At 42.1% G+C, this 14,637-nt stretch carries 14 protein-coding genes; 10 read left to right on the forward strand and 4 right to left on the reverse strand.

Going from position 1 to position 14,637, the window contains the following annotated elements; translation table 11 throughout:
- The first annotated feature begins 61 nt into the window (after window positions 1-61).
- Entirely contained in the window at window positions 62-385 is a 324-nt protein-coding gene (locus FNW02_RS03930) for a DNA cytosine methyltransferase (RefSeq protein WP_225225409.1), read from the forward strand.
- Here FNW02_RS03930 and FNW02_RS03935 read toward each other — a convergent pair.
- Window positions 316-1,686, reverse strand: coding sequence for a glycosyl hydrolase family protein (locus FNW02_RS03935; RefSeq protein WP_191756286.1), 1,371 nt, complete (start codon window positions 1,684-1,686; stop codon window positions 316-318). The genes FNW02_RS03930 and FNW02_RS03935 overlap by 70 nt on opposite strands.
- Window positions 1,687-2,992: 1,306 nt before the next feature.
- Here FNW02_RS03935 and FNW02_RS03940 point away from each other — a divergent pair.
- Genes FNW02_RS03940 through FNW02_RS03950 form a run of 3 tightly spaced genes read left to right on the forward strand, consistent with a single transcriptional unit; the run spans window position 2,993 to window position 5,456 of the window.
- Window positions 2,993-4,291, forward strand: coding sequence for a sensor histidine kinase (locus tag FNW02_RS03940; protein ID WP_348535358.1), 1,299 nt, complete (start codon window positions 2,993-2,995; stop codon window positions 4,289-4,291).
- 38 nt (window positions 4,292-4,329) lie between these two features.
- Window positions 4,330-5,271 carry an IS5 family transposase gene (locus tag FNW02_RS03945; protein ID WP_191756287.1) on the forward strand — a complete coding sequence of 314 codons (942 nt, stop codon included), beginning with the start codon at window positions 4,330-4,332 and terminating at the stop codon, window positions 5,269-5,271.
- Window positions 5,272-5,312: 41 nt separating this feature from the next.
- Window positions 5,313-5,456 carry a hypothetical protein gene (locus FNW02_RS03950; protein WP_191756288.1) on the forward strand — a complete coding sequence of 48 codons (144 nt, stop codon included), beginning with the start codon at window positions 5,313-5,315 and terminating at the stop codon, window positions 5,454-5,456.
- A 39-nt stretch (window positions 5,457-5,495) separates the two neighbouring features.
- Here the strand turns inward: FNW02_RS03950 and pdxA are convergent, their stop codons facing one another.
- Window positions 5,496-6,584 (reverse strand): 4-hydroxythreonine-4-phosphate dehydrogenase PdxA, encoded by a 1,089-nt coding sequence (gene pdxA / locus FNW02_RS03955; RefSeq protein ID WP_191756289.1) that lies wholly within the window; start codon window positions 6,582-6,584, stop codon window positions 5,496-5,498.
- A gap of 311 nt (window positions 6,585-6,895) precedes the next feature.
- Between pdxA and petM the strand changes: the two genes are divergently transcribed.
- The 6 genes from petM (at window position 6,896) to FNW02_RS03985 (ending at window position 12,041) form a co-directional block, all read left to right on the forward strand.
- Window positions 6,896-7,000: a cytochrome b6-f complex subunit PetM gene (gene petM / locus FNW02_RS03960; protein WP_162395471.1), complete on the forward strand. Its 105-nt coding sequence runs from the start codon at window positions 6,896-6,898 to the stop codon at window positions 6,998-7,000.
- A 189-nt stretch (window positions 7,001-7,189) separates the two neighbouring features.
- A complete protein-coding gene (locus tag FNW02_RS03965) occupies window positions 7,190-8,173 on the forward strand; it encodes an SDR family oxidoreductase (protein ID WP_191756290.1) in 984 nt (327 codons plus the stop codon).
- Window positions 8,174-8,261: 88 nt separating this feature from the next.
- Entirely contained in the window at window positions 8,262-9,179 is a 918-nt protein-coding gene (locus FNW02_RS03970) for an NAD(+) kinase (RefSeq protein ID WP_191756291.1), read from the forward strand.
- Window positions 9,180-9,865: 686 nt separating this feature from the next.
- Window positions 9,866-10,552 (forward strand): response regulator transcription factor NblR, encoded by a 687-nt coding sequence (gene nblR, locus FNW02_RS03975; protein WP_162395468.1) that lies wholly within the window; start codon window positions 9,866-9,868, stop codon window positions 10,550-10,552.
- Window positions 10,553-10,801: 249 nt separating this feature from the next.
- A complete protein-coding gene (locus tag FNW02_RS03980) occupies window positions 10,802-11,329 on the forward strand; it encodes a DUF192 domain-containing protein (RefSeq protein ID WP_191756292.1) in 528 nt (175 codons plus the stop codon).
- Between the two features lie 484 nt (window positions 11,330-11,813).
- Window positions 11,814-12,041, forward strand: coding sequence for a DUF2949 domain-containing protein (locus tag FNW02_RS03985; RefSeq protein WP_162395466.1), 228 nt, complete (start codon window positions 11,814-11,816; stop codon window positions 12,039-12,041).
- Window positions 12,042-12,315: 274 nt separating this feature from the next.
- Here FNW02_RS03985 and FNW02_RS03990 read toward each other — a convergent pair whose 3' ends face one another.
- Together FNW02_RS03990 and FNW02_RS03995 are read right to left on the reverse strand one after the other, a co-directional pair.
- Window positions 12,316-13,470, reverse strand: a complete 1,155-nt coding sequence (locus tag FNW02_RS03990) for a pyridoxal-phosphate-dependent aminotransferase family protein (protein ID WP_191756293.1) — start codon at window positions 13,468-13,470, stop codon at window positions 12,316-12,318.
- Window positions 13,471-14,196: 726 nt separating this feature from the next.
- Window positions 14,197-14,448 (reverse strand): DUF5340 domain-containing protein, encoded by a 252-nt coding sequence (locus FNW02_RS03995; RefSeq protein WP_162395464.1) that lies wholly within the window; start codon window positions 14,446-14,448, stop codon window positions 14,197-14,199.
- Between the last annotated feature and the right edge of the window lie 189 nt (window positions 14,449-14,637).

Consider the following 14,637-nt stretch of genomic DNA (forward strand, 5'->3'; position numbering starts at 1 on the left):
AGTGAACCACGAGTCCGTAAACGCCGCCCAAAAGCTTACCCCTTAATGACCAAACCCCGGCATGAGTTACGCAAGCAATTGCAAACAGCTTAAACCACAAGTGTTTCGGCTTTTCTTAGTGCCATTCCCCTGTAACACCATTTTGAGATCGCACTTCACAGATCACAAAGGCTGCAACCGCAATAAATTCGCTGACATCTGGTTGCCCGATGGTACGGTCAAATCCTTGTCAATTGCGGAAGCGGCGAAATTACAAGGATTTCCCGATTGGTACAAGTTCCCCCAAGAGGTAGCAACGGCGGGGTCAATTATCGGCTATTCTGTACCTCCTAGCTTTGGGAGGGTAATGAGCGCTGCACTGGCTGCGGGTACTAAAACCGAATAATAGTTCCCGGATTTTTGGATGTTTTCAAAGGAGCCAGGTGTCCACGAACCATCAGAGTTAACGCTACTGCCACCTAAAGTGATATTCGAGGTACTACTAAGCGACGGGGCACTTAAACGCAAAGCTGATACTACAGTAATTCTGTCCTGGAGGTCAATTAAAACTTGGGCATTCTGTGTTTCATCCTTATTAATTAAAGTAAGCATCACGTTGTTGTTCCATCCCAGCACAGCATATACTTTTAAGTTGAGAGTGTTTTGACTGATAGTTATAGGTAAAAAACGTCCCTGACTTGCAAGTTTAAAGAGTAGTATTCCATAGTAAAGTGGTCGGGCGAAGAAATTTTTGTTAATCTCCTCTGCAATCGGTGTATAAAGTCCCAGACCACCACCGTGAAAATTTACGCCCATTGCTCCGTTTTGCGCGAGAATAAACATAAAATCGGTTGCCCACAAAGCTGCCGCAAATACATTGCTGACACCTTCTTTCCCACCACTAAAAACAGAGTTACTCTCAGTAATTCGATATTTCAAGCCCTGTTGTTGAGCAGCTATACGAAGGTTTTGAAGCAAATAGTCTAAACGTTGATCAGGACTCAACAAATTACTAATAGTTACGGAAGGATTGTTTGGAGGCCCCTTTGGATAGTGATGCTGTGTTAGCAAGCTAATTCCAGAACCCATATCCTTTGCAAAAGGTACTGCCCATGTGCCGTAAACCGCAGTCGTACTTGGGCCGGAAATTGGTGCATCAGCAACACTATTTCTAATCGCATTCAAATAGGTGGTAAATTCTTGCCTGAACTCGTTATAACTATATGTGGATGGACGCAATCCATTGCTACTATACAAATCAGGTTCGTTGCCAATTGCAAAGGATAGCAGCCTATCTGCGGCAACAAGAGCAACATATTCTGCTTGCAAGGCAGCAAACTTGGGTTCTGATTGTGCAAGATTGATTCCCAATATTACTTTCCAGTCAACTATGCGTGCAAAATCAAATAGGTTGTCAATATCATTTTTTGTAATTATTTGCTTCTGGGTTGCTGATATTGCTTTGCTGCTATCAATCCAAAATGTGTTATCCACAGAATTCCCACCGATCCGCAGCACGCCTTTACTACTTAGTTGCTTGACAAAATTCCGCAATAGTATATTGTCAGTTCTAAAGAAAATAGATCTAGGCAATGTAGCTGCTTCGTAACTTAATCCTATAAAGTCAAATGGAATCGTGATGCCTGGTTGATTAGCATTGATAGTGACTATTGCTTGAACAGAAGTGTTGCTATTTGACAGTTCCATATGATTTCAGTAGATACAAAAAGAAATGGAAGTTAACAAAAGATTGAAGAATCAATTCGTCCGAATTCAGAAATCAGAACAAGAAGTTGGAGGATTTAGAGCCGCCCCTAATAGTAGACAGCTAAATTAAAAATTTAGCTCTTTTCTTAAACCCACTTATTCATCCGCCAGTGGTACAGAATTGATGCGCTCATTCTGACGACTGACGCCTTTATTCTTTCTTGATAAGAGCTTCAGCCAACGTTCTTGGATCTGGCAATCAGCATTATTTATTGATTAATTGGAACTATATTAAGCTAATGAGCATTCCGCGTTGCATAGGATTAGGACTGTAGCTGTTTACTACAAGCAAATCATATTGGAAAAATAAATGACGATTAACTTGCTCACGTTCCTATACCGGATAAGCACAAGCGTATTGATAAGTTCGCTCTCATACACTCTTTACTCAAGATACAAGCGTAATATCTGCCGAGGCAATTAAACTTATATATGCGCTCGCACTTGTAAAGTTATACTACACATATTTACTTACACTCATATACTAGAGTACTTACAATTATTAGCTGACACTAATACTGTATTTTTGCTTTTAATCAAAGCTAGTGTCTTTTGCCGCTCAGTTCCCCTTTGTTTCCGCACGCGCCACACTGTAAATCTCTATCAAATACTTTTTTGAGTGCAAGAGTGACTTCAAGTCACTTTCATGCACTATTTCTCAAACTTAAGCGTAATTTTTGCTAGTGCTACTCATCTCAATATGTGCAGTCGCACTTACTGAGGTCATACCAAATCTGTTTACTTGCACTGTTACACACAGCGCTTGCAATCAACCTGATAACGCTAACACTACATTTTAACTCTCACCAAAATTAGTGTTTTTTGCTGCTTAGTTCCCCTTTCCTTTAGCAAGCAATACACTGCAATTTAATACTAAATATTTTTTGGTAACGAACTTATGTATTTTCCAATTTAACACACTCTTTCCCAAAGTCAAGCATAATTTTCGCTAGCAATAGGTTACTGCTGTGGTGCTCAATGGTTAGAGCAAGAGTAAATTTATTTATGCATGTTGTCCCCTAGATTAATCGAGGGGCGTGAAGGCTGCCTGATTTTTTGGGGGACAATGCGTCAACCAAGTTTCTTAATTTAATGTGTAGTTAAAAACTGGGTATAGCATAGATGTTCACCGAAAGCCGTGCAAACTGAGAGACATTACAAAGTTTTTTAAATTAGATCAAGTTAATAACCTAGCAACGACAGCTTAATTTATATTAATTTACATAAAAGTTAACCTATTGTGTATGTGAAATATCCTGTTAGCGAGGATGATGTCCTGATTACTCAAGCGCTATTTGAGCGTTCACCCAGACCTCAAAACTTGCAAGCTGAAAATCAGGTACTACGGGCTTTAGGACGACAGTTGACTCAACCCCCGTTAGTGATACTCAAGCATCTGGTTGAAATTGCCCTAGACCTGTGTCAGGCAGGAACAGCAGAGGTTAGTTTAATCGAAGCAACACAAGATGGGGGAGAAGTTTTCCGCTGGGTAGCCTTGGCTGGAGCCTATGAGGAATATGAGGGAGGCACAGTTGAGCGCGACTTTAGCCCCTGCGGTGTTTGCCTGCGACGGGGAAAACCTCAACTTTTCTTTGAGCCGGGACGCTATTTTGCCGATTTGCAACAAGTCAAACCAGCGGTTGTGGAGACGTTAGTTGTGCCCTTAATGTTGGAGGAGCGAGCGCTAGGTACTATCTGGATTGTCTCACACGAAATTTCTCGGCAGTTCGATGAGGAAGACCTGCGGGTAATGACGAGTGTGGCAGATTTTACCGCAGCCGCGCTCTACAGTGCCCAAGCTCGTCAGTCCGCTGTTGAATTGTCGCATCGTGAACAAGCAGCGCGTGCCCAAGCTGAGGCAGCCAGTCGAATCAAAGACGAGTTTCTCGCCATCCTCTCTCATGAACTGCGCTCTCCCCTAACTCCAATTCTGGTTGGGGCACAGCTTTTGCGGTCTCGAAAGTTCGATGCGAAAACAGATCGCCTCCTAGAAATGATTGAACACAGCGCTAAATTACAGACTCAGCTGATCCAAGACTTACTAGATGTATCTAGTATCATCCAGGGCAAGCTGAGTTTGAATGTTAAACCAGTTAATTTAGTTTCCGTGATTGAAAATGCACTCTTAATGATTCGTTTAGAAGCACAAGCCAAAACAATCCAAATTCAAACTTTTTTGAACTCAGCTCAATTTCAAATTCAAGGAGATTCAAACCGTTTACAACAAGTAGTTTTGAATTTGCTCTCAAATGCTGTGAAGTTTACCCCAGAAACAGGACAGATTACACTCAAGCTAGAATACTTTGACTGTTGGGCCCGAATAATGGTTCAAGATACAGGTATTGGCATCAGCCCCGACTTCCTCCCCTATGTTTTTAAACGCTTGAGTCAAGAAAGTAGCTCCACAACCAGGAAATTTGGCGGACTAGGACTTGGATTAGCCATAGTTAAATATTTAACAGAAGCTCACGGTGGTTATGTACAAGTAGAAAGTCCAAAAGAGAATTTAGGTGGGCATTGTTGCATGAATACGGAGAAATGGTAAATTTTACTTATTCCCTTGTACTCCCTGCCAGTTAAAACGTGAAAACCAAAGCGAAGTATAAAGTTGGTAACTGGAATGCTTATGATGCAGCACTCAAGCAGCGAGGCAGCATAACTTTTTGGGTGAATGAAGAGGTAATCGAGCAGTGGCACAACGAGCAGAAAACAGGAAACAAGGGAGCGTCAAATTATTACACTGATGTGGCGATTGCGACAATGGGGACAATCCAATCACTGTTTCATCTACCAGGAAGACAAACAGAAGGATTTTTGGAGTCACTGTTTATGCTCATGGGGATTGAGCTACAAGTACCAGATCACTCGACGTTATCGCGTCGTTTAAGTAAGCTGTCGATGAAACTGCCAGTAGTACCAAAAGACAATGGTGTTCATGTGGTAGTGGATTCAACCGGGGTGAAAGTATATGGTGAAGGTGAATGGAAAGTACGTACACATGGGATGGGAAAACGACGGACGTGGCGCAAATTGCATTTAGGAGTCGACTCAGAAAGTGGAGAAATTCTGGCGGGGGTAGTAACTACTAATGATGTCGCAGATTGTGAAGTGCTGCCCGACTTATTAGAGCAGATTGATCAGCAGATAGAGCAAGTCTCTGGTGATGGTGGTTATGACACAAAAAACTGTTACGACATTATTACTGGACGGGGAGCAAAACCGACAATTCCACCTCGTAGCAATGCCAAAATTCAACAACACTCAAACACTCAAGCACAGCCATCTCCAAGGGATGAGAATCTGTGTCGGATACACCAAGTTGGACGCAAGCAATGGAAGCAGGAGTCTGATTATCATCGCCGTTCTTTGTCTGAGACTGCCATCTTTCGGCTCAAAACTATTTTTGGTGGTAAGTTAAGACGACGCTTTTTTGACAATCAAGTCGTCGAGTTATTCTTGCAGTGTGCTGCGCTCAATCGCATGATTCATTTAGGTAAACCAGTTAGCTACAAAGTGGAAAATTAATTCGCCCTTCTATTGAGTGAAGTTTATCTTTTTTCCGTTTCATGCAACAAAGCCCTTTACGTCAAGAAATTAGTGCTTGGGAAAAGGAGCGTAACCAGCAGAAAGCTAAAATCGATTGGCGTTTTGCAGCTTCAGATGCCAGAGTGAAATTCCAACGGTTATATCCTAATTTACACCTGTCATAATTTTCTTGGTTGACTACTAGTTTTTGAGTGCTTTTATTTCTAATCTCTCACAGCTACTCTTTGACTAACCAATTCAGCTGCTAACTCTATTGCTGCTTTCATACTCGTAGCATCAGCAATTCCCCTACCTGCAATATCAAAAGCTGTTCCGTGATCTGGTGAAGTCCGAACGAAAGGCAGACCGATAGAAGTATTAACTGCCCGATCAAATGCCATCAACTTCACGGGAATTAAGCCTTGGTCGTGGTAAAGTGCCAGATAGGCATCAGCTGGATTTTGGATAACAGAATTTCCGTACCAAGCTTGACCAGGTTTAACCCACATCGTATCTGGTGGTATGGGCCCATCTAGCTGTAATTGTGGTCTATTTTGGCGCTCTTGCGTAATCCACGGAATTAACCAATCTTGTTCTTCACTTCCCAGTTGTCCCTGTTCGCCACTATGGGGATTTAAACCTGCGATCGCAATTCTCGCCTTTTCTATCCCAAAATCTTTCTCTAAACACTTCACCAGTAAATCTAATTTCTTTGTTAGCAGTTGTGGTGTCAGTGCATCTGCTACTTGACATAAAGGAATATGTGTGGTGGCAAGTAAAGTACGGAGTGTCCAGCCAGTATGGGGCGATCGCGCCACAAATAACATCCCAAAACGGTCAACACCTGACTTTTGTGCCAAAAGTTCTGTTTGCCCCGGATAATCGTACCCTGCGGCTTTCCAAGCAGATTTAGCTATGGGGCCTGTGACAATCCCATCAAATTCCCCAGCGAGTGTTTGAGCGATCGCGTATTCCATGTAAGCAAAACTAGCTGCACCGCTTGCTGCATTACCTGTTCCTAAGAGAATTTGACTCTCAATCTTGCTGTCCAGCTGCACATCAATAACTGACAACTGGGCTGGATTTGCCAAAGGTGCTAAGTTTTTAGTTAAGTTTAGGTTGTCATAAATCCGTGTCAACAAATCCCGGCTACCCACAACCTTTACATCACATTTTTGACTTATTTCCGGCTCTGCTAAGGCTTTCAAAATCACTTCTGGGCCAATCCCCGCCGGATCACCCAGCGTCAGCACCAAACGCGGGCGGTTCTCTTGAGGAAACTTTATTAAACTAGATTGATTAATTTGATACATATAGTTTCTAGATTATCAATTGATAAAAAGGCGTCGGGAAAATCCATTCCTTCTGGGAATGGGATGAAAGACGTCTTTTTAGGCCGTTGACAGTTGATGGTTGATGGTTAACAGTCAACCGTCAACGTGAAATCCCATCCCCTTTTAGGGGTGGAATGAGCTTAACCCATCTGCCCCTCTCTTCAGAGTAAGGATTACCTGCTAAACTAGTTTAAAATTATTTACACAGGTCTAATCCTACAGCAACTATTGAAAAGCTTCTGGTAGACCTAATGTTTACACAAACCAATTTGCAAAGGAGAATCACATCAATGGGCGGCGAAATTTTGAATGCGGCTCTGTTGTCCTTCGGTTTAATCTTCGTAGGCTGGGGTCTAGGCGCGTTATTACTTAAAATTCAAGGATCAGAAGAATAATCCTTGCAATCATCTGCTTTTGTAAGGGCAGATGATTTTCTCTGCCTAGCAAAATAGCTTGTCCGGCAACCGGACAATGCTTTTTTCGGTATATTAATTAATTTTCTTAAAAATAATGTAAACTTTTGTTTACATAGGCTATTCTGATAACATTCTTTTCATAAAACATTAAGATTTATAACAATCCTCATGACATTATTAATCGTCGGTGCCACTGGCACCTTGGGAAGACAAGTGGCTCGTCGTGCGATCGATGAGGGGTACAAGGTTCGCTGTCTTGTCCGAAGTGCCAGAAAAGCCGCCTTTCTCAAAGAATGGGGCGCAGAACTCGTATCGGGCGATTTGTGTTACCCTCAGTCGTTAGCGCAAGCATTGGAAGGTGTAACCGCAGTTATTGATGCTGCAACATCTCGTCCCACAGATTCACTAAGTATTAAACAAGTGGACTGGGATGGTAAAGTAGCATTAATTCAAGCAGCAAAAGCTGCGGGTGTAGAACGTTTTATCTTTTTTTCAATTCTGAATGCTGACAAGTACCCAGAAGTGCCACTGATGGAAATTAAGCGGTGTACAGAACTCTTTTTGGCTGAGTCTGGCTTAAATTACACCATCTTACGGCTGGCTGGCTTTATGCAAGGATTAATCGGTCAATACGGAATTCCCATTTTAGAAGGACAACCGGTTTGGGTAACTGGTGCTTCTTCTCCCGTTGCTTACATGGATACTCAAGACGTTGCTAAGTTTGCTATCCGCGCATTGAGTTTACCAGAAACAGAAAACCAAGCTTTCCCCTTAGTCGGCACTCGTGCATGGAGCGCAGAGGAAATCATTAGTCTGTGCGAACGCTTATCTGGAAAAGAAGCCAGGGTAACACGGATGCCAATAAACTTACTACGTACTGTGCGGGGCTTCATGCGATTCTTTCAGTGGGGATGGAACGTGTCAGACAGACTAGCGTTTACAGAAGTATTGGCTAGTGGTCAACCATTAAATGCCTCAATGGATGAAGTATACACAGTCTTTGGGTTAGAGCAACAACAAACCACAACCCTAGAAAGCTATCTACAAGAGTATTTCAGCCGAATTATGAAAAAACTTAAAGAATTAGACTACGAGAAAAATAAAACCAAAAAGCAGAAAACCAAAAAGACTCCCTTTAAGCAGTCGTCATAGTGAATACGTTTTTGACTAATGACTACGATGTCAAAAATGTGTAAGGATTACATAAGACAGAGCATCGCCTAAAATTGGATATTTGAATGTGCCGAAAGCAGGCATTATCTACAATGATGTTAAACCGATAGCGGGTCGTGTCGCTATCGAACTCAAAGACAAGCTAACCGCTGCCGGTTGGAATGTATGTATCACTACGAGTATCGGTGGGATACTGGGCTACTCTAACCCGGAGAGTCCTGTATGCCACACCCCAATTAATGGTCTAACGCCCCCTGGTTTTGACTCAGACATGAAGTTTGCAGTGGTATTAGGGGGAGATGGCACGGTTTTAGCAGCGTCTCGCCAGGTCGCTCCCTGTGGTATTCCACTATTAACAGTGAATACTGGTCATATGGGATTTTTAACTGAGGCTTACCTGAACCAATTACCTCAAGCAATAGAACAGGCGATAACTGGTAAGTATGAAATTGAAGAACGAGCGATGCTCACCGTCAAAGTATTTCGGGGAGATTCCATACTGTGGGAAGCCCTCTGCCTGAATGAAATGGTGCTGCATCGAGAACCTTTGACCTCTATGTGTCATTTTGAAATTGCCATAGGACGTCATGCGCCAGTAGATATTGCAGCGGATGGTGTAATTGTTTCTACACCGACTGGTTCGACAGCTTATTCACTCAGTGCAGGTGGCCCGGTGGTATCTCCTGGTGTACCTGTCTTGCAGCTAGTACCTATATGTCCGCATTCCCTAGCTTCGAGAGCCTTGGTTTTTCCAGACACGGAACCAGTCAACATCTACCCAGTAAATATTCCTCGGCTGGTGATGGTGGTAGATGGCAATGGCGGGTGTTATATCCTACCAGAGGATCGGGTATATTTAGAGCGATCGCAATATGTGGCCCGATTTATTCGTCTGCAACCACCGGAGTTTTTCCGAATCTTGCGAGAAAAATTAGGTTGGGGTTTACCACATATCGCTAAACCTACTTCTGTAGAATTGCCTTAGTTAGGAGATAGGAGAATTGCCTTAGTTAGGAGATAGGAGACAGGAAACAGGAGACAGGAGATAGGAGTCATTTGTCATTAATTATTCTCTCCCCTGCCCCTGTGCCTTCTCCATTTCGGATTTGCAATTTTGCGGAAAGTCCGTAGCTTGCTTTCCTACGGAACGCTACGCGAACCCGCAGGGTGCGGAGGTTTCCTCCGTTCCCCTAAGGAGTTGCCGTTGACGTGCCCCTACGGTGAAGCAAGCTACGCGCAGCGTGTCGCAGACAAGCCTCTCGTTCACGAAGTGTCTCCGATAGGAGAAGAGAAGGCATCAGAACTTTTCAAGACGGATTTTAGATTATTCAATCCAAAATCTGTCTTGAAAAGTTTGCTACGGAGGGAAACCCTCCTTACAACTTTCCGCAAAATCTAAAATCTAAAATTCTCCTGCTCCTCTGCTTCCCACACTCCCCAATTTGGTGATTTCCTTCCAGAATTACTGGTATAGGAATGGTATTTGGAATTAGTTATTAAGATTGCATCTGAGAATTCGATGGCTGATGCCTGAACGTGCTAAAAGATCTTATGCAGCATGTCAAATCAGTATTGATCCATCGCTAAAAGCTCGTAATTGCACTTCTAGCTGATGTACAGACCTTACTCTATAACGTCTATACAATCCAAAACCCAATATCCCAAATTGTTATGACAGTTGCTCAAAGTCCTTGTGTCTTGGTGATTGAAACCGATGAGAGCCTAGCAAATCAGCTTTCTTTCGATTTGCAAGAAGCCGGCTATGATTCGATTTTGGCTCATGATTCAACGAGCGGTATGCAATACTGCCGCGATCGCCAACCTGCTTTAATTGTTCTAGACCGGATGCTGGCAGGAGAATCAGGACTCACATTGTGCAAAAATATCAGAAGTTCTGGTTTGCGATCGCCTGTATTGGTATTAATGGCAAGGGATACAGTCGATGATCGTGTAGCTTGTTTAGAAGCCGGAGCTGATGATTATATCCTCAAGCCTTACCGCTCAGAGGACTTTTTGAAATTGATTCGCCTCTACCTCAAACCTGATATTGATACCACAGAGCAGTTACGCTTTGGGGATTTGATTTTAGACATAGCAACTCGCCGCGCTATACACAGCGGACGAACAATTGACTTGACGATGAAGGAATTTGAACTATTAAAATTCTTAATGGAACATCCGCGTGAGGTGTTAACTCGCGAACAAATTCTAGAAAATGTTTGGGGTTACGACTTTATGGGTGAGTCGAATGTAATTGAAGTGTATATCCGCTATTTGCGCCTGAAAATCGAAGATGAGAGTCAAAAGCGGCTTATTCAAACGGTGCGAGGCGTAGGCTACGTGTTAAGAGAATCCTAGTCAACTAATCAACAAGCAAGATTGTATATGTAGATATGGAGTTAGGAGTCAGGAGTCAGGAGACAGGAGTCAGGAGTCAGGAGTTAGGAGTTAGGAGTTAAGGGTCAAGAATTATTCTTCCCCATTCCCTCACTCCCTAACTACGACAATACTGTAAACTAAATGCCACGACACAGACGACAAAAGACGTAGGTTTTCTGCTGCGATCGCTGTAAAATCGAAATCTAAATTACAAAATCAAAAATTATTATGATTCGTTGGCTAAGTTTACTCTCGATGTTATTGGGTGTGTTACTGATGAGTTGTTCTGTGCCGACAACAGCTAAACCTCCCACTTTCACGTCTGCTCAAACTCCAGCACTAGAGAGTTTAGGTCAAACCCTACAGATTTCTGGTAAAGCGATTGTTCCCAATGGCACAACGATTCAGTTAGAAGTGGCGCGGACGCCAGCACAGCAAGCCAAGGGGTTAATGTATCGACCAGCTTTACCAAATAACCGGGGGATGCTATTTCAGTTCCCTTCAGCACAACCAGTCAGTTTTTGGATGAAGAATGTACCTGTACCGTTGGATATGGTCTTTCTAAATAAAGGAGTAGTCAAGTATATTCAAGCTTCTGCGCCTCCCTGCAAAAGTGAGCCTTGTCCCACCTATGGCCCCAACACACCAATCGACACAGTAATTGAACTTCGGTCTGGACGAGCCGCCGAATTGAATTTGAAAGTGGGTGATATTGTCAAAATTGAGTTTCTAGATTCTAGTGCCTTGCAAAGATAAAAATTTGAGTAATTTCTCTGTTAAAGTCCCTCAAAACATAAATACATAAATTTTTTGTAAAAAAAATTACGTAATGTGGTAAAAAGTTCAGTTATGAGGCTACTATTTAACAACTGTGGTAATAATATGAAGTCTTACTATCTTTGAGATGAAATCGCAGTTTTAAGGTTTGGTTGCAAAAATCTTCCTCTGGGCGTACGTGTAAATAGACTTCCATAGAGGACTATAGGCTATGGAATCTTGATTACTATATGTGTAATTAAACAAAGCACTGAAGTAAAAAAGATGAAGGCAGTTGACTGGATGAAGATGCTACTTGAAAATCGAGTGCATAAAGCCCACCAAGATTTCTACTTCCTCTACCCTCTGTGAAAATACTCTCTTTGAGACAGATCAAAAAGCTCTACTGGAGTGTATATCCAGTAACAGCACAATGACAGATAAAATACTGGCTACTGGCTACTGAAAAACGGTGAACTAATATATGACAATACACTCGACACAAGGAGGTGAAATACAAATGTCACCATCAACATATTCTAGACTTATTCATTTTTTACAAGAAGATTTGGCAATTTCTGCTGCGTCTCTGGCGGTGGCGCTTCGCCATCGGGAGCAAGACCCAGGCCCTTTGCCAATGATTCTTTGGCAGTATGGGTTAATTACTTTAGAGCAGTTAGAACAAATTTATGATTGGCTGGAGACGGTATAAATATCAAAATTCCACTTAGGAGAAAACGCAATCGTGTTAGTCTCTTTGTGATTGAATGAATGCAAATTTAAAGTAAGGGCAACTTATGAGTAGCTCATTCAGGAGAATTAAGATATGTCACATCCACTCTACCTTGTACAAAGGTTGATAGATTGGGAAATTAGCTCTGACAGTTTCTACTCATTTACATACAAATTAAAAGAGCGGGTTGAATTATCAACCCGCTCTTTTGATTCAGTGCTGAGTTTAAAAGTTCCTACTCAGCACTTGATACTCAGGACTGACTAAATACTTTAGCTGCTGCTGCTACACCAGCTCCAGGGGTGAAGTTTTCATAGCCCAGTTCAGAAAGGGCGACTTCCAAGGATGCTATACAGCTAAGGATATCGCGATCGCTCACAAAGCCCAAGTGACCAATGCGGAAAATTTTGTTTGATAGATGGTCTTGTCCGCCGGCTAGAGCAATATCAAAGCGCTTTTTCATCAATGACCGAATCTTATCCGATTCAATTCCTTGTGGTGCTACAGCCGTAATTGCCGGACTGGCGTTACTATCCGCTGCTAATAGGGGTAGATTCATGCCTTTAATGGCGGCGCGGGTAGCATTTTTGAGCCGTTCATGCCGAGTAAATATGGATTCCAGTCCTTCCTCTTTCATGCTTCGCAACGTGGTATGTAGCGCGAAGATCATATTCACAGGCGGAGTAAATGGCGTTGTATTTTTAGCTGTGGCTTTGCGATATTTACCTAAATCCAAATAATATTTCGGCAATTTCGCGGTTTTGTAAGCTTCCCAAGCTTTGGGGCTAACAGAGACAAAGCCCAATCCTGGAGGAATCATATAACCTTTTTGAGAACCGGAAGCAACTACATCCAAACCCCAGGTATCTATAGGTAGATTGAACGCACCCAAGCTAGTTACGGCATCAACAATAATTAAAGCTTCACCATGTTCTTTAACATGGCGGTTGATGGTTTCCAGATCATTGAGTACTCCCGTTGAGGTTTCACTGTGAGTGATAATCACAGCTTTAATTTGCTTTTCGGTATCTGCTTGGAGTTTCTGGGCAAATACCTCTGATTCTAAGGGTTTTCCCCATTCTGTAGTAATTTCTTCTACATTTAGACCATAGGCTTGACCGACTTCTACCCAGCGTTCACCAAATTTACCGTTAGAGCCAACTAAAATGCGATCGCCTGGAGAAAGGAAATTAATTATACCTGCTTCCACAGCACCCGTACCACTGACATTTAGCGTCAGCACATCACTTTGAGTTTGATGCAGCCATTTGAGGTTTTCTGTCACCTCTGCCAATATGTTGCTAAATTCACTGGTGCGGTGTCCAATTGGGTGCTTGGCTAATGCCAGCAAGGCTGCTTCTGGCACTGGGGTAGGGCCAGGAATCATCAGCATCAGCTTATCGTCCATGTGTGTGTCCTAATATCAAAATAAAAGTCAAAATTGTGGGGGAATGGTTAACTATGATGGCAAATTCTAGACATTCATTTATAAAATTACACTCAGTTGGTCATGAGTCTTGGGTGTATTCTCCACATCCATAGCAAAAATATTGTGGAGTTAATTTTTGGTCAGCTTGACCTTTGCAACTTATTTTAGACTCCAACTCAGATGAAACCTTTGTTTTAGGCAATCTCACCAGACCCATAAATATTAGGCTGAGGTGTCGTCAGCTAGCGGAAGGTAGACACCAAATGTATTCTCCAGTTTGTCTAAGTTCTATAGAAGCGCTCATCTAGAATCTCATAAATTGGCATACAGGTACAATAAGTTATTAAATTTTATTTCATGCTAAGCAGCTAAGTGTAAATAAATTAAAGTTTGTAGTAAGGACTTTAGTCCTGATTATCCTTGTTTTGAGCGATGAATCGCTCACTACGAACTAAGTATTTGTGTTTAATTATACATACCTACTTACACACACTAAGTAGAAGGGCTGAATGAAATAAATAGTGTAAATATTACTTATTTTACAAGTAGCACATTTGTAAAATATGACAACCAAAGCAACTCTACCTTGCTAGGGTTAGTTGTTGATTGTCAAGTTTAAGACTGAGGGATCATAAGGTATGCTTCTCACAACGGTAAGCAAACCTGAAAAAGTGCTATCAAAGTTAAAATATTAAGCTAGCCGCATCAATCTGGGACTACAACTTTGCTACTGTTATGATGATTAATCGACCAACGGTGATCAACTGTCACGGAGGAAAACTGGCAAATTTCTTCCAGTCGCTTTTGTTGGACAGCAGCTTTTCGGAGAGTAATAATTAGTTGATTTACTTGATGCCGTAAATCTGGATTATCACTAACTGCCATCATGGTTTGTCTTTCTAAGAGTTGAAGTATAAGTTCGTAGTGGACAGGTGAAGGTAGAGGAATTTGCTCCATGAAGTTAAATTGTAATTTCAAAGTTTGAATATTGTATTAATCAGAGTTTATCTCTTGCTAATGAATTGTTACATAGGAAATAACTAGTTCATTACTGCTTTGATTCGGCTAGTGATGAAGATATGGCAAAGAGTTTAGCGATTGCATAGCACGCCCTATTGCTCAACAACACTTTGTGCGTTTGGTCTG

Origin of the sequence: Komarekiella delphini-convector SJRDD-AB1 (assembly GCF_014831675.1) — a bacterium.
Lineage (GTDB): Bacteria > Cyanobacteriota > Cyanobacteriia > Cyanobacteriales > Nostocaceae > Komarekiella.

Bases quoted from the DNA above. Each gene is read 5' to 3' on its own strand.
- FNW02_RS03930 (WP_225225409.1), top strand. From the start codon at position 62: ATGAGTTACGCAAGCAATTGCAAACAGCTTAAACCACAAGTGTTTCGG.
- FNW02_RS03935 (WP_191756286.1), bottom strand. From the start codon at position 1,686: ATGGAACTGTCAAATAGCAACACTTCTGTTCAAGCAATAGTCACTATC.
- FNW02_RS03950 (WP_191756288.1), top strand. From the start codon at position 5,313: ATGCAACAAAGCCCTTTACGTCAAGAAATTAGTGCTTGGGAAAAGGAG.
- pdxA (WP_191756289.1), bottom strand. From the start codon at position 6,584: ATGTATCAAATTAATCAATCTAGTTTAATAAAGTTTCCTCAAGAGAAC.
- petM (WP_162395471.1), top strand. From the start codon at position 6,896: ATGGGCGGCGAAATTTTGAATGCGGCTCTGTTGTCCTTCGGTTTAATC.
- FNW02_RS03965 (WP_191756290.1), top strand. From the start codon at position 7,190: ATGACATTATTAATCGTCGGTGCCACTGGCACCTTGGGAAGACAAGTG.
- nblR (WP_162395468.1), top strand. From the start codon at position 9,866: ATGACAGTTGCTCAAAGTCCTTGTGTCTTGGTGATTGAAACCGATGAG.
- FNW02_RS03980 (WP_191756292.1), top strand. From the start codon at position 10,802: ATGATTCGTTGGCTAAGTTTACTCTCGATGTTATTGGGTGTGTTACTG.
- FNW02_RS03985 (WP_162395466.1), top strand. From the start codon at position 11,814: ATGACAATACACTCGACACAAGGAGGTGAAATACAAATGTCACCATCA.
- FNW02_RS03990 (WP_191756293.1), bottom strand. From the start codon at position 13,470: ATGGACGATAAGCTGATGCTGATGATTCCTGGCCCTACCCCAGTGCCA.
- FNW02_RS03995 (WP_162395464.1), bottom strand. From the start codon at position 14,448: ATGGAGCAAATTCCTCTACCTTCACCTGTCCACTACGAACTTATACTT.